The following is a 21,352-nucleotide window of genomic DNA, read 5'->3' on the forward strand; positions in this document are numbered from 1 at the left end:
ACACCTCCCGGGCACCGACCCGGTGAATCAGGCCGGACTGGCCGCCCTGACCACGGTCGCGATCCGCTCGGCCACGGCGCCCGCCAGATCCTCTGTCGGCGCTTCGACCATCACGCGTACCAACTGCTCTGTACCCGAGGGGCGAAGCAGTACCCGTCCCTCGTCGCCCAATTCGGAGGTCGCGTCCGCTACCGCCGCCTCGACGTCCGGAGCCGACGCGGCCGAGGACCGGTCGGCCACCGGTACGTTGATCAGAACCTGCGGCAGCTTGGTCACCACGCCGGCCAGTTCGGAGAGCGTCTTACCGGTCGAAGCCACCCGGGCCATCAGGTGCAGTCCGGTGAGAATGCCGTCCCCGGTCGTGGCGTGCCCCGGCATGACCACGTGCCCGCTCTGCTCGCCGCCCAGCGCGAACTGGCCGCCGCGCAGCGCCTCCAGCACGTACCGGTCGCCAACCCTCGTCTCCACCAGCCGCACCCCGGCGGCGGACATGGCCAGCCGCAGGCCCAGGTTGCTCATCACGGTGGCGACCAGCGTGTCGTCGGTCAGCGTGCCGGCCTCCTGCATGGCCAGCGCCAGGATCGCCATGATCTGGTCACCGTCGACCTCTTCGCCGGTCGCGGTGACCGCCAGGCACCGGTCGGCGTCGCCGTCGTGCGCGATACCCAGGTCGGCGCCGTGCTCGAGGACGGCGGCCCGGACCGTCTCCAGGTGCGTCGAGCCGCAGCCGTCGTTGATGTTGAGACCGTCGGGGTCGGCGTGGATCGCGATCACCCGCGCGCCGGCCCGCTCGTACGCCGCCGGTGCGGCCTCCGACGCGGCCCCGTTGGCGCAGTCCACCACCACGGTCAGCCCGTCGAGCCGGTGCGGTACCGAGTCGACCAGGTGGTTGACGTAGTGCTCGACCCCGTCGATCAGGTCGTGCACCCGGCCCACCTTGGCCCCGGTCGGCCGGTCGAACGGCGCGCCCATGCCCGCCTCGATCGCGTCCTCGATCTCGTCGGGCAGCTTCTGCCCACCCGCGGCGAACAGCTTGATTCCGTTGTCCGGCATAGGGTTGTGGGACGCCGAGATCATCACGCCGAGATCCGCGCGGGCGTCACCGACCAGGTACGCGACCCCCGGCGTCGGGATCACCCCCACCCGGATGACCGTCGCGCCCGCGCTGGCCAGGCCGGCCACCACGGCGGCCTCCAGCATCTCGCCGCTGGCCCGTGGGTCCCGGCCCACCATCGCCACCGGCGGATGGCTGCGATCCCGCTCGGCCAGGGTGTGTGCCGCCGACACCGCGAGCGACAGCGCCAACTCGGGCGTGAGGTTCGCGTTCGCCCGGCCGCGGACGCCGTCGGTGCCGAAAAGCCGACCCATCAGGGTTACCTCCAGGAATTGAAAAACCGAGCACGCCACCCCCTATGAGAGGCGGCGTGCCCGGCTCAGGTTCGGGCAAACAAAAGGAGGTCAGCGCTTCGAGTACTGCGGGGCCTTGCGCGCCTTCTTCAGACCATACTTCTTACTCTCGGTGACGCGGGCGTCACGCGTCAGGAAACCGGCCTTCTTGAGCGCCGGACGCAGGTCGGGGTCCAGGTCGCACAGGGCACGGGCGATGGCCAGCCGGAGTGCACCGGCCTGGCCGGTGATCCCGCCGCCACGCAGGTTGGCGAACACATCGACGTTTTCCACCCGCTCGGTGATCACCAACGGCTCGCGGACGAGCTGCTGGTGCACCTTGCTGGGGAAGTAGTCCTCGATGGCCCGGCGGTTGAGAAGGAACTGACCGGTGCCGGGAACGATCCGGACCCGGACGATCGCCTCCTTGCGGCGGCCCACGGTCTGAATCGGGCGCTCGCGGCGCACACCGTCACCGGGCTGCGCCTTGGTGGCTGTCGCGGTAGCGGCGGCCTGCACGGCCTCGACGGAGCTGTTGGTGTCGGTGTCGGTGTCGGTCATCACGCTTTCCTCGTCGGCACCCACGGCTGGCGCGCTCACTGGGCTACCTGCTTGATCTCGAATGGCTGCGGCTGCTGAGCGGCGTGCGGGTGCTCGGCACCCGCGTACACCTTGAGCTTCTTGATCAGCTGCCGGCCCAGCCGGTTGTGCGGCAGCATGCCCTTGACGGCCAGCTCGATCGCCCGCTCGGGGCGCTTGGTCAGCAGCTCCTCGTAGCCGACCGCCTTGAGGCCACCCGGGTATCCGGAGTGCCGGTAGGCGACCTTGGTCTGGCGCTTGTTTCCGGTCAGCGCGACCTTGCCGGCGTTGATGACGATGACGAAGTCGCCGGTATCCACGTGCGGCGCAAAGGTCGGCTTGTGCTTCCCGCGCAGCAGCGTCGCGGCGTGGGTCGCCAGGCGGCCCAGCACGACGTCGGAGGCGTCGATCACGTGCCAGCGACGCTCGATCTCACCCGGCTTGGGGCTGTACGTACCCACAGGTTTACCTGTCCTCATAAGGCCGGTCGATCCGCGCACCAACGAGGCGCCACAGGCTCGACCAGCCGATCTCTCGGCCGACGTTTCGTTGTCCGGTGCGATTACGCGAATTCACACGCGCATATAGAGCGTACCCGCATGCAGGAACGCCTGAACTATCGCACAACAGCAGGCAACGATACCTGGTAGCCACTGAGAGGGTCAAACCAGCCGGGGAGCGGCCAGGATGTCCCAGTCTGTCCGGTCCGCCAGCATGTCACCGCGGTTTAGCGGAGCCGAAACACCGGAGAAGCCGCCTGGAAATCGGGCGCGGGCAGTCTTGAGCACGTGCACGAGCCACCCCCAGGGTTTTGGGACGGACCTGGGGGTGATCGCCGAGTTGGCCACTCGGCTGCGGTACGGCACCGGTTCCGACGTCGAGCCGGCCGTACCTGAAGAGCTGCGGCGTGCCCCGGCGGGGGGTGCGGACCATTGCGCAGGCGTGGCCTGGGAGCGGATCGACGCCGAGGACGGCGCTGGCCGGACCCCGTGGACGACCGCCCTGGGCACGCCGCGGCTCTTCCCCTACCTCCACCGTCCCGCGTCCACCGTTCCGGCCACCGGCCATCAGCCGACCGGATGAACCGGTCTTAGCAGGTCGGAAACAACGCAGAAGCGTCGGCGAAACGGCCGGACGGCACGGTGAGACCCATGACACCGGTGGCGACCACGCGGTACCAGGGGGCCGGTTCCGGGGTCGCCGCCGGTGATGGCGCGACCGGCCGACGCGGTACGGCGGCCGGCCGATGAGGACGGGGCGCGGATCGGGTACGGGTTCGGTGAGCACGTCCGAGCCGCTGTCCGGATTCACTGTCGCGATCGTGGCGGACCGCTGCCGCGACGAACTGGCCGGGATGCTGGAGCGCCGGGGTGCCCGGGTGGTGCTCGCACCGACCCTGCGCGTCGTGCCGCTGGCCGAGGACCCGGATCTGCGGGCCGTCACCGGGGCACTGGTGGACAACCCGCCGGACATCGTGGTCGCCGGTACCGGGGTCGGGCTGCGCGGCTGGCTGCAGGCCGCACGGCAGTGGGGCCTGGGCGACGGGCTCCGTACCGCCATCGACTCCGCGTACCTGCTGGCGACCGGCCCGACCGGCGGCCTGTGCGGCGGATCAGGCGGCACGGCAACAGACGGCTTGGCAACAGACGGCTTGGCAACAGGCCACGCGGCAAGCGGCGGCGGGTCAGGCGGCGCGGCGAGCGACAGCGCGACAGGCCCGGGCGACGTTCTGGAACGCCTGCTGCGGCACGGGGTCGCTGGCGCGCGGGTCGCCGTTCAGGTGCACGGAGAGCCGCAACCCGAGCTGTGCGCGGCGCTGGTCGGCGCCGGAGCGGAGGTCATCGAGGTCGCCGTGCACCGCTGGGTGCCGCCGGCCGATCCGACCCCGCTGCGCCGGCTGGTCGATCTCGCTGTGAGCCGGCTGGTCGACGCGATCGCGTTCACGTCCGCGCCCGCCGTTGGCGCGCTGCTGCGGCTCGCCGGCCCGGACATCGACTCGTTGCTCGCCGCGCTGCGTGCCGACGTGGCAGCCGCCTGCCTGGGGGCGGTCAGCGCGACGCCGCTGGTTCACCGCGGGGTACCGGTCGTGGCTCCCGCGCGCCCGCGGCTGGCCGGACTGGTCGCCGCGCTGGTCGAGGAGTTGCCGGAACGGGCCCCGACGATTCTGGTGGCGGGACGGGAAGTCGTTCTGCGCGGCCACGCCGCGCTCGTGGACGGCAAGCTCCGGCCGCTCGCGCCGGCGCCGATGGCTGTGCTGCGTGCCCTGGCGGCGACCCCGGGTCGGGTACTCTCCCGGGCCGCGCTGCTCACCTCGCTTCCCCGGGGCGCCGACGAGCACGCGGTCGAAATGGCGGTCGCCCGGCTCCGCGCGGCACTGGGCGGCTCCGCGTTCGTACAGACGGTGGTCAAGCGCGGGTACCGGCTGCGGGTCGACTGAGCCGGGCGGCGAGCCAGCCCTAACGGCCGGCCCGCGCCAACTCCACTCGCAGCGAGGCGATCGCGTGCTCGACCACCGTGATGAGTACCGATTTCACCGACTCGCGCTGGCGCGCGTCGGTCAGGACCAGTGGCACCTCCGGCGCGATGGCGAGCGCCTCGCGCACCTCGTCGGCGGCGTACCGGGGCGCCCCGTCAAAGCAGTTCACCGCCACCAGGTACGGCAGCCGCCGGCTCTCGAAGAAGTCGATCGGCGCGAAGCTGTCGGCGATCCGGCGGGTGTCCACGAGTACCGCGGCTCCCAGGGCGCCACGAATGATCTCGTCCCACATGAACCAGAACCGGGTCTGCCCGGGGGTACCGAACAGGTACAGGATCAGGTCCTCGGCCATGGTGATACGGCCGAAGTCCATCGCGACGGTGGTGGTGCCCTTACCGGGCACCTTCGACGGATCGTCGATGCCGACGCCAGCCTGGGTCATCACCGCTTCGGTGGTCAGCGGCGTGATCTCCGAAACCGCACCGACAAGCGTCGTCTTGCCGACGCCGAACCCACCCGCGATGACGATCTTCGCCGATCTGATCGCGGAAGGCGCCCGGCGCCCGGGGTCAGAGCCTCCGAAGTCCACTCAACACCCTTTCCAGCAGCTGCATACGGTCGTCGTCATGTACCTGCGCCACCTCGTGCAGCGCGAGCAGGCCATCGGCGACCATGTCGGCGACGAGCACCCGGGAGACGCCGAGCGGAAGCCGCGTGTACGCGGCGATTTCCGCCAGCGACTGCGCACGCCCATCGCATAGGGAGGCGATCGCTTGCTTGTCACGCCCGGCGAACCGGGCTTCCTGCTGGCCGCGGTGCGTGGTCAGCAGAATCGCCTCGATGGCGATGTCCCGCTGGGGCTCGGTACGGCCACGAGTGACCGCGTACGGCCGGACCAGCGCTCCGCGCGGATCGTCCGGAGACTTCTCCATGGCCCTCCTCACCCCCTTCCGGTGGCGCCCGTATGAGGGGCGTCAAGGTTGATGGAAACGTCAGCTAGCCTGAGCGCTCCGCGGAGCCGGTACGAGCGCCTGACCGACCCGCTCCACGAGCAAAGCCATCTCATAACCGACCTGCCCCACGTCACACTGGCGTCCGGCCAGCACCGCCAAGCACGAGCCGTCGCTGATCGACATCAGGAAGAGGTAGCCACCGTCCATCTCGACGATGGTCTGCAGCACCGAACCACCGTTGAAGTAGCGGGCCGTGCCATGGGTCAGGCTGACCACGCCGGCGGCGATCGCGGCGAGCTGGTCGGCTCTGTCTTCCGGCAGCCCGCGCGAGGAGGCCAGCAGGATACCGTCGGCGGACACGGCCACCACGTGAGCGATTCCCGCCACGTGGTCGGCAAAGTTGGTCATCAACCAACTCATGTCCTGCATGGCGCCCGGCCTGGTCATCAATGTCTCTCCTCGTTGGTGGTCCGCTGAGCACCGCTCGGCCCGCCGTCAGTACCGGAGCGGCCCCGTTGCACGCCCCGGTGATATGCCGACAGCAGACCGCGCACCTCATCGGGAGTACGCCGGTTCTTCGCGACGCTGGTACGGGCATCCACCCCGCCCGGCACGAGCTGGGCCGCCGGTACCCGCTTGGGTAGACCCGAACGGGTCGTCTCGGACGGGGCCGGCTCGGCCGCCGCTGCCGCCGCACGCCAACCGTCGTCGGCCGCGGTCCGCCAGGATTCCTCGGCCGACGGCTGGTACTGCGGCGGGCTCGAGGGCTGGACCGGGGGCGGCGGTGGAGCCTCCGGTGCCACGTACGCCGACGGCACCACAGGCGGAGGCGAGGACGGCGCCGAAACCACCGGTGGGGGCGGCGGCGGCGCGACGGGCGGTTGGGCCACGGCGTAGCCGTTGGTCAGCCCGGCGGCGACGTTGTGTCCGGGCTCGCCCTGCGGCCCGACAGTCGGCCAGTTGCCGGTGGCGGAGTGGCCGTGGCTGCGGAACCACACAGCCTCCATCGCCCGGAAGATCGGCAGTTCGGCGGTCTCGTCGCTGCCGGTGCGGGGCTGGCTGTTCGCGATTGTGCCGAGCGCGTCGACCAGGGATCCGGTGCCGTTGGCCGTCGTGGGCGCGTTGGCAGGGGGCACGCTGGCCGGGGGCGCTGGCGGCGCGCTCGCCGGTGAAGCGCTGATCGTCGGTGTCGCGACCGTCGGGGAGATCGGCTGGTTGACCGGCGTCCAGTCCTGCCGCGCCTCTGCCAGTTCGGCCCAGCCGCTGAGCGTGGCGGTGCCGACTCCGCCGCCGGTCAGCGCCGGAGACCCTGCGCCGGCCAGGCCCGGCAACTGCGGCATCGGCCAACCCGGCTGGTTCGGCGGTGCGCCGGCCGGACCCCGCTCCACCGCGAGCGGAGTTCGCGGCCTCGTCACCACCGGCTCGCGGCCACGAAGGCGGGGCAGGATCAGGATGCTGCTCGGCAGGGTGACCTGGGTGACGATGCCGCCCTCGGGGTTCGGCCGCAGCTCGACCTTGATGTCGTACCGGCTGGCCAGCCGGCCGACCACCGCGAGACCCATCATCCGGAACGCGGCCACGTCGACCGTCGGCGGTTCGGCGAGCTTCTCGTTCAGCGCCGCCATCTGGTCGGGTGACATGCCGAGCCCGCGGTCCTCGACCTGGATCAGCACGTAGTCGCCGATCCGGCGGGCGTCCGCGAGGACGCTGGCGGTGGGTGGCGAGAACCGGGTCGCGTTGTCGAACAGCTCGGCGACGAGACGTACCACGTCGTTGACCGCACGCGCGGCGATCGACACGTCCGGGTCGACGGTGCCGAACTCGATGCGGTTGTAGAGCTCGACCTCGGACTGGGCGGCGCGGACGACGTCGGCGAGCAGCGCGTCCTCGCGACGAGGCGCGGAAGAGTCGGCGCCGGCGAGCACCAGCAGGTTCTCGTCGTTACGGCGCATCCGGGTGGCCAGGTGGTCGAGCTGGAACAGCTGGGCCAGACGCTTGGGATCCTCTTCCCCGCGCTCGATGGCGTCCAGCTCGCCAATCATGCGGTCGACCAGCGCCTGCGAACGCCGGGCCAGGTTGAGGAACATCGCCGACACGCTGGTACGCAGGGCGGCCTGCTCGGCCGCGACCCGGACCGCCTCGCGGTGGACGACGTTGAACGCCTGCGCCACCTGGCCGATCTCGTCCCGGCTGTCGATCTGAATCGGGTCCCGCACCTGCCGGGCGATCTCGTCCGGCGAGTTTTCGCCGATGTCACGCACGTCGCGCAGCCGGGCCACCGCCTCGGGCAGATCGCGGTCGGCCACGCCGAGCGCGCCCTCACGGAGGCGGGACAGTGCCCGGACCATCGAACTCGCGAGCAGGAAGGCGATCATGATCGCGATAGCCAGTGCGAGGAGGACGACGATCGACTCGATGACGACCTCGCGGATCACCGACGATCGGACAGCGTTGGCGTCCCTGATCAGTGCGCTGTCCAGCTTCACCTCGGCAAAACGCATCAGGTCGACCTTCGCGCCCACCTGGTTGGCGAAGTTCGTCGCCGTCTCGATCGTGGGTTGGACGCTGTTCGAGGCGGTCAGCGAGTTGGCGGCCTGGTCGGCCAGCGCGACGGCGTCACCTGTGATCGTGTTGGCCACCAACGCCTTCTGGTCCGACGTCGCGGCCAGGTCGAACGCGGCCAGGTCGGACTGCTGACTGGTCTCCGTCGCGACCACCGCGTTGTACTGCTCCCGAGCCACCACTTGCTGATGGCTCAGAGTGGCGTAGCCGACGGCCTGTTCCTGCGAGGCGTCGTCCTTCGCCTGGGCGAACGCGGCCATCGCCCGCAGGCCGTCGCTCAGCTTCTGGTCGGTGGTGACCTGGCTGAGGGAGCTGTGGTACGCGACCAGGTCGCTGATGATGTTGTTGTACCGCAGGACCACCTCGTTTGGCAGGCCCTTACGCTGCTCTACCTGCTGGCGTACGCCGCCCAGCGTGGCCAGCTGCGTGTCGATCTGCTGCAACCGGGCCTCGACCCCGTCGGGCACGCCGTGCAGTGACTGGCGATGCTGGGTGTACGTGGCGATGGCGGCGTTGGTCGCCGCGGCCTGCGCCTTGTAGGCGGTGGCGACCGTCACCGGCTTCAGGAACTTGCCGCTCGCGTCCTTGACGGTCGCGTCCTTGGCGCTCCAGCCGGCGACAAACGCGGTGGGAGAGATGGCGTACTCCGCGCCCAGGATTCGCTCCTGCTCCAACTGCTGGGTCGACTCCGCGACGTCGTTGGAGAGGCTGGTCAGCGAGGACACCAGGCTGGCCGACAACGCGCGCTGGCCGCTGTCGGCGAGTCGGGCCACCGCCAGGCTCACGATGGCGATGACCGGCACCACCAGAATGAGCGCCAGCTTTGACCGGATCCGAGCATCGCGCAGCCCACGCCGTCGCTTCGGTCGAGCGTTGGGTGCCTTGATGCGGACCGGCCTGGAATTGCTCGTCCGGGTGCTCACGTCAACGCCCTTCGCTCGCGACCGTCGTGCCGTCCGTGTTCACTTGCTGCGCTCACCGGCACACCCTTCGCTTTGCGACCCATGCACGCCGCTCCGCGCCCACGCTGCCGCCTCCGCTAAAGCTCTCGAGTCACGCGCCGTTCGGCCAACCGACCCCGGCCGAGCGTCGGGTGGGGGCACGCGGCTCGGCCGCGATTTCATCACGACAGGTACTCCCGGCGGAAGGCTCAGCACGGCATGAATCCGGCGCACAATGCACCACGAACCCGGGCCTTCGCAACTCGGGAGTCGACCCGACCCCGATGACCAGCGCGAATATTCTCTGATGACTTTTTAAGCCCGGGGAGCGCCCGGAAAATATGTTCCCGGCAAACATTGGCTGTTGGTGATTAATCGATTGCTACGAGTGATCGCCTACGATGGCCGCCGAGAGGGCACGACCAACGGCTTGACCCGGGGTACCCGGACCGGCAAGGTTGGATCGCTATTCAACCTTCAGGGGCGGCACCGCCGAGCGCACGGCCGGCAACCGTCCACAACAGACTGACGCTGCCCGCACGGGCCGCTCGCCGCGCATGAGGCAATCGGTGCCGCGGCTGGGTAACGGGAGGAACGACGAGTTGAAGAGCAACCGCGTCTCCGTACTGGCCACCGCCGCGATGCTGGCGTTCGGCCTCACCGCCTGTGGCGTGATCGGCTCAGCGGCCGACGACAGCCCGATCGTCATCGGAGCCGACCTCGAACTCACCGGACCCTACGCCGCGGTCGGCAAGGTCTACCAGAACGCGCTGCAGCTGGAGGTCGCTCAGCTCAACGCGGCCGGTGGCGCCGGCGGCCACCCGGTGCAGCTCGTCATCAGGGACAACCACTCCCAGGCGCAGACCGCGACGAGCGACATCGCCTCGCTGACTCAGCAGGACGTCGCCGCGATCGTCACCGGCGCGTGCGGCGAATGTTCGGCGGCGGTCATGAAGACCCTCAACGCTAAGCAGATCCCGACCATCTCGCTCGCCCCGGCCGACCTGGCGGATCTCACCACCCAGGGCACGCTGGTCAGCGGTTCGAGTTCGTACCTGTTCAAACTCAACCCGAACCCGGCGGACAACGCGGCCGTGCTCAGCGCTCAGATGCAAACCGACACGAACGCCCACAAGTACGCGATCCTGGCCACGAGCAACGACGGCTACGGCCCGGCGCTCACCAAGGACGTGCAGACGTACGCCGAGAAGGCGCAGTTGGAGCCGGTCGCCCCCCAGCAGGTGGCGGCCTCCGCCAACGAGACCGGCCTGCGCCAAGCGGTGCACGACGCGTTGTCCCAGTCACCCGATGCGATGGTCGTCTCGCTGCTGCCGGCTCAGGCCACGCAGGTGGTCGCGCTGGCGCGCAATGAGGACTACCACGGCCCGTTCTACTTCGACGCGATCGCCGGGGGCGACCTGTTCCTCCCGTCGCAGGGGGCGATGGTGGGCGTGAAAATGGTCGCGCCGCAGAGCCTGGTCATCGACGATATCATCGCCACGTCGCCGGCCCAGACCGCGCGCAAGCAGTGGTTCGCCGCGTACACGTCGAAGTACGGCACGTTCTCCGCGTACTCGCTCTACGCCGCGGACGCGGCGCGGATCATCTCGTCGGCCGTGGCGAACGCGGGTGGCACCGGCCACGACCAGTTGCGCAACGCGATCGAGGCCACCCAATTGGAGGGGCTGTCCGGCCCGCTGCGGTTCACGCCGGACGACCACTCCGGACTGACCTCGCAGGCGTTGGCCGACGTCAAAATGACCGACGACAACCGGTGGCACCTCGCGACCGGTGCCAACAGCTGAGTGCTCGACCGAACACGGGTGGTGGGTACGGACCGTGATCGGATAGCCTGGCCGGCGACACCCCCGACCATCCCAGCCCTCGCCTCCTCAGCTGTGGAGCTAGCGCGATGATTACCTTGACCGACGTATCGCAGACGTTCGTTGGCAGAACCGGTGCCGTCGAAGCCCTTCGGGGGGTCGATGTCCAGGTCAACGAGGGCGAGTTCCTCGCCGTCGTGGGCCGCTCCGGCTGCGGCAAGTCGACGCTGCTGCGCCTGATCGCCGGCCTGGTCACACCGACCACCGGCCGGGTCACCGTCGACGGGACCCCGGTCGCCGGCCCGCGGCCGGACGTGGCGCTGATGTTCCAGCGTCCGGCGCTGCTGCCGTGGCGCAGCGTGCTCCGCAACGTCATGCTTCCGGCGGAGATGTTCGGCTGGAAGCGCTCCGAGCACCGCGAGCGCGCCCACCGCCTGCTCGAACTCGTCGGCTTGAAGGGGTTCGAGAAGCGGCTTCCGCACGAGCTCTCCGGCGGTATGCAGCAACGTGTGGCGCTGTGCCGGTCGCTCATCCAGCAGCCCCGCGTGCTGCTGATGGACGAGCCGTTCTCCGCACTCGACGCGCTGACCCGCGAGGAGCTGTCGGTCGAGCTGCAGCGGGTGCACATGGAGATGCACACGACCATCGTCTTCGTCACCCACTCCATCGCCGAGGCGGTGCTACTCGCCGACCGCGTGATGGTGCTCAGCTCACGGCCGGGCCAGGTCCGCAAGGTGATCGACGTGGAGATCCCCCGGCCGCGGTCGCTCGGTCTGGGCGCCCACGTCGACGAGGTCGCCCGGTCCAGCGCGGAGCTGCACGAGCTGCTGCTGGAGCCGGCCGCCGCCGCCGTCTGACGCGCCGGTCGCGCTGGGCCGAGCCGGGCCCAGCCAGGCCGTCCATTCTGGACATCAAGGACACCGCTCGTCCGGTACGCATCGACACCTGCCGAGCCCGGGTTGGCGGACCGGACGAGCCGCCAAGCCGCTGAGCTGCATCGTCGCGAGTCCGGTGATCTCCACCGGTGGCGGGTCGCGCCGGCCGGCGGTCGCCTCGTACGCTGGCCGGCATGGCCGTACGGACCTGGACTGGGCCGCTGGTTGTCGCGATCGGTGCCGGTGTGCTCGCCGGCGCCGGGCAGTTGGGCATCGGCGACGGGTTGGGCATCCTCCGCTGGGATCAGCACTCGCTCGGCACCACCCCCTGGCACACGCAGCTGACCTGGATCGCCTTCGTGGCGGCCAGTGCGGTCGTCGTCGCGGCAGTCGCGGGTGACTGGCGGGCGGCCCGGCTGCGTCAGCGACCGGAACTCGCCCAGCGGATCGCCACCGTGATGGCCGGCGTCATCGGAGCGGCGATCGTGGTGCCGCTGGCCGCACGGCCGGCCGGTGGCATCGACCTCGCGGAGACCGGCAGCCCGCGGCTGACAGTCGCGATCACCGCCGGTGCCGGACTGCTGATCGGCCTGGTCGGCGCGTTCGCCGTACTCGCTTTCCCGGCCGTACGCGGAAATGTCATCACCTGTATGGCATGGGTGTGGCTGGCGTCGGCGATGTCCGCGGTCTGGGCTCTCGGCACCGGATCGACCTGGGCCAGCGCCCGGTTGGCTCAGCTCCCACCGGGCGGTGTCTGGACGCCGGCGGTACTGATCGGTGCGCCGGTGCTCGTCGCGCTCGTGGTCGCCACGGTGGCCCGGTTCGGCGGAGGCAACCCGATCACGATTTCCGTGTCCGGCGGGACCGGTCCGCTGCTGGTCGGCGCGGCGTACCTGATCGCCGGCCCGCACGGGCAGTCGTCCGCGTACTGGTCGGCGCTGATCGCGGTCGCCGCGGGCCTGGCGATCTCGGTACCGGTCGCGTACGTGTACCGGCCGGCCGCGGCGTTGCCCAGCGCACCGACGGCCCCGGCCGTACCAGGGGCGGACGACGGACCACACGTCGGCGATGACGACGACGTACCACCGGCAACCGGCACAGCCGGGGGCGAGCCGGCGGCAACGGGCACGCTGAGCTACACCGGACCGGGCAACGGCGAACCGGGCGACACCAGACCGGGCGACACCGGCACGGGTGGGAACCAACAGAGCGCCGAGACGCCTACCACCGGCCCGGCCGGCGACCCCGGACCCACCCCGGCTAAGCGCGGCGGGCTGCTCAAGGCGGCGCGTGCGTTCGGCCGGGGCAGGGGACACGGCGCACCGCGCCAACCCGACTCCCCCGGTCAACCGGCCGGCGCCCCGATGCCCGTACCGGAGGCGTCGCCCGCCCCTGACCTCTGGTCGACGCCCGGCGACGGCAGCGACGCCGCGCACGTGGCGGTCACCCAGCAGACCGCGGTGTACCGGCGGGTCGAGGAAGGCCAGCCACCGACGGTGACCCAGTACGCGGCTCCGATCCAGCAGGCTCCCCCGGGTCGGAGGCACGCCGCGAGCCAGCACACCGCGAGCCAGCGCGCCGCCACGACCGCGCCAGCCGCCACGAGCGCACCAGTCGGCACAACCGCGCCGGCGGCCACGACTCATGCGGTGGCCGCGGACCACCGGGCGCCCGGGGAAGCCGATCCGGACAGGGCGCGGGAATCGGCTACCGACCCGCGTGGCGGGAAGACCGGCTGGCGCATTCCGCGCGCCAGGAAGGCTTCGGCCGCCGAGACAACCGCCCCACCCCAGCCGGTCGCCGCGAGCGACACCGCCGCGAACCGTGCCGCCGCGAGCGATACCGCCAAGAACACTGCCACCAAGAACACCTCGACCAGAAACGCCGCCGCCAAGAACACCGCCGCCGGGAGCACCGCAGTCAGCGAAAGCGCCGGAGCCGCCCCTGTCACCGGAAGCGACATCGCTACCGGAGGCGCCGCCACCGGGAACGACGCCGCCACCGGGAACGACACCGCCACCGGGAACGACACCGGCACTGGGAGCGACACCGGCACTCCGGACGCCCGCCGCCGCGGGTGGCGGTGGGGCCTCAAGCGATCCGGACGCCGCGACGAACAGCCGCCGGCCAGCGAGGCGGTCGCGGGCGCCGAGCCGACGTCCGGGGCGCCGGGCACCGCGGCCGGCGCGAATGCGCCAACGGGCGGCACCACGACACCGGCCGGAGCCCCAATCCTTGCCCCGCTCTCCGTTCCCTCCGAGGGCAGGCAGCACGCCACGCAGACCCCGCCGACCGGCGAGGCCGGCCCGGCCGCACCGACCGCCGGGCGCCGGACGGCGTCAACGAGCGGGCCGGCGACGGCACCGAACGCCGCGGTCCAGACACCGGCCGGAAAGCCGACCGGGAGGCGACAGACCACGCCGGCCGCCGGGCCCGGACAGGTCCCCGGCTCCGGGGACGGCGGCGGGAGGGCGGCCGGGGCCGGCATCACGACTGCCGCAGCCACAGGCACGCAAGCCACAGGCACGCAAGCCACAGGCACGCAAGCCACGACGGGAAAGCCAGCTGACACGACCGAGAAGCCAGCCAAGAAGCGTGGCCGTGCCGGCAAGTCAGGATCGGCCGGGGAGCCAACCAGCGAGACGGCGAACGCGGTAAAGCAGGCCACGGATCAGCCGGCCGCCGGGAACCGAGCCGCGACCGGACCGACCGCGACCGAGCCAGCCTCGGGCACGACAGCCACGACGGGGCGGGCCGCACGGAAGCGCGCCGCGACTGAGCCGGCAGCGACCGAGCCGGCAGCGACCGAGCCAGCTACGACCGGCAGCGGGCAGACCGGCAGCGGGCCCGGCACCGACGCTCCGGCCGAACCGGTGAAGCAGCGCCGCTGGGGGTCCCGCCGCAAGGCCGACGCGCAGCCCGCGGCGACCGAGCCCGCGGACGACGAGTACGTCGACTGGGTCAAGGGGCTCTCCGCGACCGAGCCGACCGTACGGATCGGTGACAGCCGGGCCGCGCGGCATTCCAGGGATGCCGGCGAGTCCCCGGACTCGTCACGCTGACTTGGTCGTCACCGGCAGGTACACGGCGCCCCCGGACGCGACGAACTCGGCCGACTTCTCACTCATGCCGGTCGCGACCGCCGCGTCGATGCTGACGCCGCGCTCGGCGGCGTACCGCTGAAGTTCGTGACCGATCTTCGCGGAGCAGAACTTCGGTCCGCACATCGAGCAGAAGTGCGCGATTCTCGCCGGCGCGGCCGGTACCGCCTCATCGTGGAACGAGCGCGCGGTGTCCGGGTCGATCGCCAGGTCGAACTGATCCTCCCAGCGGAACTCGAAGCGGGCCTTGGACAGCGCGTCGTCCCACGCTCGCGCGCCGGGGTGCCCCTTGGCCAGATCGGCCGCGTGCGCCGCGATCTTGTAGGCGATCACGCCGGCCTTGACGTCCTCACGGTTCGGCACCCCGAGGTGCTCTTTCGGCGTGACGTAGCAGAGCATCGCGGTGCCGTACATCGCCACCATGGCGGCGCCGATGGCCGAGGTGATGTGGTCGTACCCGGGCGCGATGTCAGTGGTCAGCGGCCCGAGCGTGTAGAACGGCGCTTCCCGGCACCACTCCTGCTGGAGGTCCACGTTCTCCTTGATCTTGTGCATCGGTACGTGTCCGGGGCCTTCGATCATCGTCTGTACGTCCCGGCGCCGGGCCACCCAGGCGAGTTCACCGAGGGTACGAAGCTCGGCCAGCTGAGCCGGATCGTTGGCGTCCGCGATGGAGCCCGGCCGCAGCCCGTTGCCGAGGGAGACCGTGATGTCGTACCGGGCGAAGATCTTGCACAGCTCCTCGAACCGGGTGTAGAGGAAGTTTTCCTGGTGGTGCGCCAGGCACCAGGCGGCCATCATCGAGCCGCCGAGTGACACGATCCCGGCGACCCGGCCGACCGCCAGCGGGATGTGGCGCAGCAGCAGGCCGGCATGCACGGTCATGTAGTCGACGCCCTGTTCCGCCTGCTCGATGACGGTGTCCCGGAACAGCTCCCAGGACAGCCGGGTCGGATCGCCGTCGACCCGTTCCAGCGCCTGGTAGATCGGCACCGTACCGATCGGTACCGGTGAATTGCGCAGGATCGCCTCGCGGACCTCGTGGATCCGGTCGCCGGTCGACAGGTCCATCACCGTGTCCGCGCCCCACCGGGTCGCCCAGCGCAGCTTGGTCACCTCCTCCTCAGGTGTCGATGTCGGCGACGCGGCACCGATGTTCGCATTCACCTTGACCAGGAAGCGCCGGCCGATGATCATCGGCTCCGACTCCGGGTGGTTCACGTTCGCCGGCAGTACCGCCCGACCCGCCGCAAGTTCGTCGACCACTGTGGACACCGGGACCCCTTCGCGGAGCGCCACGAACTCCATTTCCGGCGTCGCCACACCCGCCCGAGCGAAACGCAGCTGCGTACCGCCGGCCACCCGCTCTGCCGCCCAGGCCGACCGCATCGGCGGCAGGCCCACCGCCGGCCCGTCAGAACCCGGTCCGGACGTGTCGTAGAGCCGGATCGCGGGCGCGTCCCCGGAAAGAGTCACCTCCCGGAACGGCACCCGGATGTCGGCACGCGGTCCTGTCACGTAGACCTTCATGTGTTCCCCCACTCACCGAAGCCCAGAGGATCCAGTTGGCCGCCATGCCGATCGGGAGAGGCCGCCCAGTCTGGCTCGGCGCGTCTGACGCGACGCGACGACCCAGGCCAGTCGGCCGGTACGGCGACGCGGCGCGCAGGGCGGCGGCCGGTCGCGGGGTACCCGCGATCGCGAATGGCATCTGCGATCCGTACTTGCAGGAAGGGTGTGCCCGTCAGAACCGCCGCGCGGACCTCAGGCGCCGGATCTCCATCCCGACGCGCACTCGGGACGAGACGCAACCGGCGTGTGCATGGGCTCACCGCCGCTCCTCCCTGCGCCGGCATTACCCGGATCAGGTGTGACGGTCAGGGGCGCGCCAGCCCCACTCTCAGCCCGGTGCCCCGGGCTCCCGTGGAATTTTGTGTGTGTACCGACGCTAAGCGTGATGGCCGCCGGACGCAATGTTAGGCCGTGTCTCGAAGTACCTGGCCGGCCTGGTTCAGCCGACATCCCAGGTCGGTTCCGGCGTTTCGACGACCTCGCCGTCGCCCTGGAACAGCAGGAACCGGTCGAAGGAACGGGTGAACCAGCGGTCGTGGGTGACCGCGACGACCGTCCCCTCGTAGCCCCGCAGGCCCTCCTCCAGCGCCTCGGCCGACGCCAGGTCGAGGTTGTCGGTCGGCTCGTCGAGCAGGAGCAGCGTCGCCCCGTCACACTCCAGCAGCAGCACCAGGAACCGGGCCTGCTGGCCGCCGGACAGCGTGCCGAACAACTGGTCGCCCTGGCCGGCGAGTTCGTACCGGCCGAGCACCTTCATCGCGGCATGGCGGTCCATCCCGGCACGGCGCTCGCTGCCCCGCCACAGGATGTCGACCAGTGTGCGGTTGACCAGGTCGGGCCGGTCATGGGTCTGCGAGAAGTGCCCGGGCACGACTCGCGCGCCGAGCCGCGCCGTACCCGACGCCGCCACCGGCTCCACCACCGACAGGGCGGACGCGTCCGGATCGGTACCGCCGGCGGCCAGCAGCCGGAGGAAGTGCGACTTGCCGGTACCGTTGCCGCCCAGCACCGCCACCCGGTCGCCGTACCAGACCTCCAGATTGAACGGGTAGGTCAACCCGTCCAACTCCAGCTCCTCACAGATCACCGCGCGCCGGCCGGTACGCCCGCCGGACAGCCGCATCCGGATGTCCTGCTCGCGCGGCGGCAACGGCGGTGGCCCGGCCTCCTCGAACTTGCGCAGCTTGGTCTGCGCCGACTGGTACCGCGACGCCATGTCCGAGTTGTACGACGCCTTCTGCTTGTACATCAGCATCTGCGCGCGCAGCTTCTCGCGTTCCTCATCCCAGCGCCGCCGATCGCGCTCCAGCCGCTCGTGCCGATCCGACCGAGCCTCGTGCCAGGACGCGAAACCCCCGGGGTGTACCCAGGCCGAACCGCCCTCGACCGCCACCACCCGGTCGGCGGTGCGGGCCAGCAGCTCACGGTCGTGCGACACGTACAGCACCGACTTCCCGGACTCCGCCAGCCGGCTTTCCAACCAGCGCTTGGCCGGTACGTCCAGGAAGTTGTCCGGCTCGTCGAGCAGCAGGACCTCGTCGCCGCCGCGCAGGAGCAACTCCAGCGCGAACCGCTTCTGCTGCCCACCGGAGCAGGTGCCGACCCTTCGGTCCCGTACCGCGTCCCAGGGCAGGCCGAGCGCGGCGACCGCGGCCGTGTCGAACAGCACCTCCGCGTCGTACCCGCCGGCCTCACCCCACCCGGCCAGCGCGTCGGCGTACCGCAGCTGCGCCTTTTCGTTCGCGGCGGCGGCCTGCACCGCCCGCTCGGCCTCGGCGAGCCGCTCACCGGCTGCCCGGACGCGAGGCGCCGCCAGCGAGAGCGCGAGGTCGTTCAGCGTGCGGTCGTCGTCGATCATCCCGATGAACTGGCGCATCACGCCCAGCCCACCGGAGCGCGCGATCACGCCGGTCTTCACCGGGAGGTCTCCGGCGACCATGCGCAGCAACGTCGTCTTACCCGTACCGTTCGGGCCGACCAGCGCGATCTTCGCGCCGTCGCCGACCCGGAAGGAGACGTCGGCGAACAGCACCCGTCCATCGGCCAGCGTGTGCGCCACTCCGGCGACGTCGACGTACCCCATGGTTATCGAATTGTGGCCACGGCGCGGCGCCACGTCACCCCAATTACTCTGCGTGCGCGACGGAGAGCACTCGGTACCCCTTCTGCGACGCGCACCGCTCCACCTGGTACCCCTGACTCGACAGCCACGCCTGGAGCGAGTCCCCGCCGAGGTGCCGGTCCACGACCAGCCAGGCCGTACCGTGCCGGGCCAGCCGGGGCAGCCATCGCAGCAGCATCTCGTGCAGCTCCGCCTTGCCGATCCGGATGGGCGGGTCGCTCCAGATTTCGTCGAAAACCACCTCATCCGGCACCCGATCCGGCGTGGCCGGGATAATCCGGTCGCTCAGTCCCAGCGCCGCCGCGTTCCGCGCGACCAGTTCCAGCGCCCGAGGGTCCACGTCCACCGCGTACACCCGGACGGCCGGCGACGACGCGGCCAGCACCGCGGTGATCGCCCCGTACCCGCAGCCGAGGTCCAGGTACACGCCGCCGCGCGGGCCGGGCAACGGGGCCTTGCGCAACAGCACCGCGGCACCCGGGTCGAGCCGCTGGGCCGAGACAGCCCGGCTCGACGCCGCCAGCGTGAACTCGCGCCCGCCGGCCTCGAAAGTCACCGTCTGGCCGGCTGCCTGGGCATTTGGGTCGGCGCTGAAGTGATGGTCACCGGTCACTCGATGAATTGTGGACCGGACCTATCAGTTGCCCGCGATCGGCCGCCCTTCGGTAACCTTTCCGTCATGACTTATGGGTACGGCGACTCCCCAGAGGGATGGCAGACGCCATCCGAGCCGGACCCAGGGGGCCGTGGACGGCGACGCGCGTACGAACCGGACGACCACCAGGGCGGAAGCGGCGGCGAGTGGCCGACTCCGGAGCGTGACGACCCTTCCGGTGGCGACTGGCGCCCGCAGCAACGAGGCTCGGCACCCGGCAGATACGCGTCGGGCGGCAGGGCATCGGTCCCGGGCGGTCGCGCCTCGGTCCCCGGAAGCCCGTCCTCGGGCGGTCGCGCCTCGGTGCCGGGCAACTACCCGCCCGGCGGTCGGGACGCCGGCCCAGGCCCGGCGCGCGGATCCGGCCCGGGCGTGTACTCCTCCGGCGGCAGGGCATCGGTCCCCGGCGCACGCCCGTCCGACCCCGGCACATACTCCTCGGGCGGCAGGGGCGAGCGCCGCGAGCCGTCCGGCCCCGGATACCCGCCCGCACACGTGCCCCCGCCGCCGCAGTACCGCCCGTCGTGGCCGTCCCGGGGCAGGCCCGAGGCCGAGCCGAGCTGGCCGAGCCCGGGCAGCCAGGACCCGCACGAGGGCGGCTGGTCCGACCGGGGCCGGCCGGCCGGCGAATACGGCAACCCGGGCTACGGGCGTGGCCCGGACGACGCCGGACGCCGATCGGGCTCCGCGCGGGCCGGCGTCGCCACGCCCAGCCGGGCCGCCGGCAGTGCGTCCGCGGGTAACCGCGGCAACGGCCGGACCGGGAAGGACGGCGACCGGCTGCCCAGCAAGCTCTGGATGTCGATCCTCGGCGGCGTGACCGTCGTCGCGCTGGTGGCCGTCGGAACGGCCGGCACGCTATTCATGATCAATGACCACGGGTCCGGCTCGGCGAGCGCGCACGGGTCCGACAAGGCCAAGCACGACATCTCCAACCAGCAGGTCGATCCCAAGCCGCTGAGCACCACCGAGGTCTTCCCGGCCGCGGCGATCGCCCCGGATCCGGCCGGACCGCCCTACCAGGTGATCAAGTCCGAGGAGACCGGCAACTGCGGCATCGGGGCCGTGGGCGACCTGGCCACGCTGATGACCAACCAGGGCTGCACGCAGGTGGTCCGCGCCACGGTGTTCTCGCCCGACAAGACCTACGTGATCACGACGGGCATCTTCAACCTGCGGGACAAGGCCGGCGCCCAGGCGGCCGACGACGCCATAGACGCCAGCGTGGGTGGCAAGAAGGGCCGGTTCCCCGGCCTGGCGGCCGGCAGCGGGACGGATGTCATCGCTTCGTCCGCGACGCAGCTCGGCTGGGACCATGAGGGCCACTTCCTGGTCTACTGCGTGGTCGCGCGGAGCGACGGCAAGCCGATCGACTCCGGCGACCAGGCCACCACGAAGATCATCAACGACATGGTCGAGATCGATCTCAAGGGCACGGTCATCGCCGACCGGATCAGCCCCCGCCCGGCGCCCAGCGGGTCGAACGCGCCGTCACAGAAGTGACCGCCGGTTCCGGGTGATCTCCGCTCGGGCGGCGTACCCCGGCTCGCTGCCCGGGTACTCGACGGCCACCAGGGTGAGTCCTTGGGCCGGCGCGACCGTCACCTCGTTCGCCCGTACGGTGCGGTCCAGCAGCCCGGCCGGCCACGGTACCGGGCGCCGGCCGTCCCCGACCGCGAGCAGCGCGCCGACCAGGCTCCGTACCATCGCCTGGCAGAACGCGTCCGCCTGTACCGTCGCGACCAGCACACCGTCCGGTTCCCGCCGCCAGGCAAGCTGGCTGATCGCCCGGATGGTCGTCGCGTTCTCCTTGCGCCGGCAGAACGCCGCGAAGTCGTGCTCCCCGAGAAGCCGGGCGGAGGCGTCGTTCATCGCCGCCAGGTCCAGCGGCCGGGGCCAGGCCAGCAGGTACCGGGACCGCAGCGGGTCGGCGCCCCAGGACGCGTCGGTCACCCGGTACTCGTAGCGACGGGACAGCGCCGAGAAGCGCGCGTCGAAGCTGGCCGGTACCTCGGTCGCGACCCGTACCCGGACGTCGGGCGGCAGGAGACGGGCCAGCCGCCGTACCAGATTGCCGCTACGGCCCGCCCAGGCCGCCACCGGTACGTCAACGTGGCAGACCTGCCCGGTCGCGTGTACGCCGGCGTCAGTGCGCCCGGCGACGGTCAGCCCCTCGATCTCGCCGAGGACCCGGACGAGTTCGGCGGCCAGCACGCCGGCCACGGTGCGGCGCCCGGGCTGAACGGCCCAGCCGGAAAAGTCCGTACCGTCGTAGGCCACGTCCAACCGCACCCGGACCAGCGCGGC

General features: G+C 71.2%; 17 protein-coding genes and 1 riboswitch. Of the genes, 6 read left to right on the forward strand and 11 right to left on the reverse strand.

The features are described from left to right. Positions 1-27: 27 nt before the first annotated feature. The 3 genes from glmM to rplM all read right to left on the reverse strand — a co-directional run bounded on the left by glmM (position 28) and on the right by rplM (position 2,426). Complete coding sequence (gene glmM, locus Raf01_RS01800) at positions 28-1,368, reverse strand: phosphoglucosamine mutase (RefSeq protein WP_203915913.1); 1,341 nt, start codon at positions 1,366-1,368, stop codon at positions 28-30. Between the two features lie 90 nt (positions 1,369-1,458). Then, positions 1,459-1,947 carry a 30S ribosomal protein S9 gene (gene rpsI, locus Raf01_RS01805; protein ID WP_203915914.1) on the reverse strand — a complete coding sequence of 163 codons (489 nt, stop codon included), beginning with the start codon at positions 1,945-1,947 and terminating at the stop codon, positions 1,459-1,461. Between the two features lie 35 nt (positions 1,948-1,982). Continuing rightward, positions 1,983-2,426 carry a 50S ribosomal protein L13 gene (gene rplM, locus Raf01_RS01810; RefSeq protein ID WP_203915915.1) on the reverse strand — a complete coding sequence of 148 codons (444 nt, stop codon included), beginning with the start codon at positions 2,424-2,426 and terminating at the stop codon, positions 1,983-1,985. A 367-nt stretch (positions 2,427-2,793) separates the two neighbouring features. Between rplM and Raf01_RS01815 the strand changes: the two genes are divergently transcribed. Further along, positions 2,794-3,048, forward strand: coding sequence for a hypothetical protein (locus tag Raf01_RS01815; protein ID WP_203915916.1), 255 nt, complete (start codon positions 2,794-2,796; stop codon positions 3,046-3,048). A 163-nt stretch (positions 3,049-3,211) separates the two neighbouring features. Further along, the gene (locus Raf01_RS01820; protein ID WP_203915917.1) at positions 3,212-4,402 is read left to right on the forward strand and encodes a uroporphyrinogen-III synthase; all 1,191 of its coding nucleotides are present in this window, start codon (positions 3,212-3,214) and stop codon (positions 4,400-4,402) included. A gap of 19 nt (positions 4,403-4,421) precedes the next feature. On the opposite strand, the gene Raf01_RS01825 is transcribed toward Raf01_RS01820, so the two are convergent. Genes Raf01_RS01825 through Raf01_RS01840 form a run of 4 tightly spaced genes read right to left on the reverse strand, consistent with a single transcriptional unit; the run spans position 4,422 to position 8,879 of the window. Beyond that, positions 4,422-5,030, reverse strand: coding sequence for a GTP-binding protein (locus Raf01_RS01825; protein ID WP_203915918.1), 609 nt, complete (start codon positions 5,028-5,030; stop codon positions 4,422-4,424). Then, the gene (locus Raf01_RS01830; protein WP_203915919.1) at positions 5,011-5,373 is read right to left on the reverse strand and encodes a DUF742 domain-containing protein; all 363 of its coding nucleotides are present in this window, start codon (positions 5,371-5,373) and stop codon (positions 5,011-5,013) included. Before Raf01_RS01830 ends, Raf01_RS01825 begins: the two co-directional genes overlap by 20 nt. A 60-nt stretch (positions 5,374-5,433) precedes the next feature. Further along, complete coding sequence (locus tag Raf01_RS01835) at positions 5,434-5,841, reverse strand: roadblock/LC7 domain-containing protein (protein WP_203915920.1); 408 nt, start codon at positions 5,839-5,841, stop codon at positions 5,434-5,436. Continuing rightward, entirely contained in the window at positions 5,841-8,879 is a 3,039-nt protein-coding gene (locus tag Raf01_RS01840) for a sensor histidine kinase (protein ID WP_239133297.1), read from the reverse strand. The genes Raf01_RS01835 and Raf01_RS01840 overlap by 1 nt, the downstream gene beginning before the upstream one ends. Before the next feature lie 620 nt (positions 8,880-9,499). Between Raf01_RS01840 and Raf01_RS01845 the strand changes: the two genes are divergently transcribed. The 3 genes from Raf01_RS01845 (at position 9,500) to Raf01_RS01855 (ending at position 14,657) form a co-directional block, all read left to right on the forward strand. Beyond that, positions 9,500-10,702 carry an ABC transporter substrate-binding protein gene (locus Raf01_RS01845; RefSeq protein WP_203915921.1) on the forward strand — a complete coding sequence of 401 codons (1,203 nt, stop codon included), beginning with the start codon at positions 9,500-9,502 and terminating at the stop codon, positions 10,700-10,702. Positions 10,703-10,809: 107 nt separating this feature from the next. Then, a complete protein-coding gene (locus Raf01_RS01850; protein ID WP_203915922.1) occupies positions 10,810-11,577 on the forward strand; it encodes an ABC transporter ATP-binding protein in 768 nt (255 codons plus the stop codon). A 212-nt stretch (positions 11,578-11,789) separates the two neighbouring features. Beyond that, positions 11,790-14,657, forward strand: coding sequence for a hypothetical protein (locus Raf01_RS01855; protein ID WP_203915923.1), 2,868 nt, complete (start codon positions 11,790-11,792; stop codon positions 14,655-14,657). On the opposite strand, the gene thiC is transcribed toward Raf01_RS01855, so the two are convergent. The 3 genes from thiC to Raf01_RS01870 all read right to left on the reverse strand — a co-directional run bounded on the left by thiC (position 14,649) and on the right by Raf01_RS01870 (position 19,003). Then, on the reverse strand, positions 14,649-16,226 hold the full coding sequence (thiC, locus tag Raf01_RS01860) for a phosphomethylpyrimidine synthase ThiC (protein WP_203915924.1): 1,578 nt from the start codon (positions 16,224-16,226) through the stop codon (positions 14,649-14,651). The two genes, Raf01_RS01855 and thiC, sit on opposite strands and share 9 nt — an antisense overlap. Before the next feature lie 294 nt (positions 16,227-16,520). Beyond that, a riboswitch (TPP riboswitch) is annotated at positions 16,521-16,631 on the reverse strand. A gap of 76 nt (positions 16,632-16,707) precedes the next feature. After that, positions 16,708-18,351, reverse strand: coding sequence for an ABC-F family ATP-binding cassette domain-containing protein (locus Raf01_RS01865; protein ID WP_203915925.1), 1,644 nt, complete (start codon positions 18,349-18,351; stop codon positions 16,708-16,710). A gap of 43 nt (positions 18,352-18,394) precedes the next feature. Further along, a complete protein-coding gene (locus tag Raf01_RS01870) occupies positions 18,395-19,003 on the reverse strand; it encodes a class I SAM-dependent methyltransferase (protein ID WP_203915926.1) in 609 nt (202 codons plus the stop codon). A 66-nt stretch (positions 19,004-19,069) separates the two neighbouring features. Here Raf01_RS01870 and Raf01_RS01875 point away from each other — a divergent pair, with 66 nt between their 5' ends. Continuing rightward, the gene (locus tag Raf01_RS01875) at positions 19,070-20,548 is read left to right on the forward strand and encodes a hypothetical protein (RefSeq protein WP_203915927.1); all 1,479 of its coding nucleotides are present in this window, start codon (positions 19,070-19,072) and stop codon (positions 20,546-20,548) included. On the opposite strand, the gene truA is transcribed toward Raf01_RS01875, so the two are convergent. Further along, positions 20,537-21,346: a tRNA pseudouridine(38-40) synthase TruA gene (truA, locus tag Raf01_RS01880; protein ID WP_239133316.1), complete on the reverse strand. Its 810-nt coding sequence runs from the start codon at positions 21,344-21,346 to the stop codon at positions 20,537-20,539. The two genes, Raf01_RS01875 and truA, sit on opposite strands and share 12 nt — an antisense overlap. Between the last annotated feature and the right edge of the window lie 6 nt (positions 21,347-21,352).

Source organism: Rugosimonospora africana (assembly GCF_016862975.1).
Taxonomy (GTDB): Bacteria; Actinomycetota; Actinomycetes; order Mycobacteriales; family Micromonosporaceae; genus Rugosimonospora; species Rugosimonospora africana.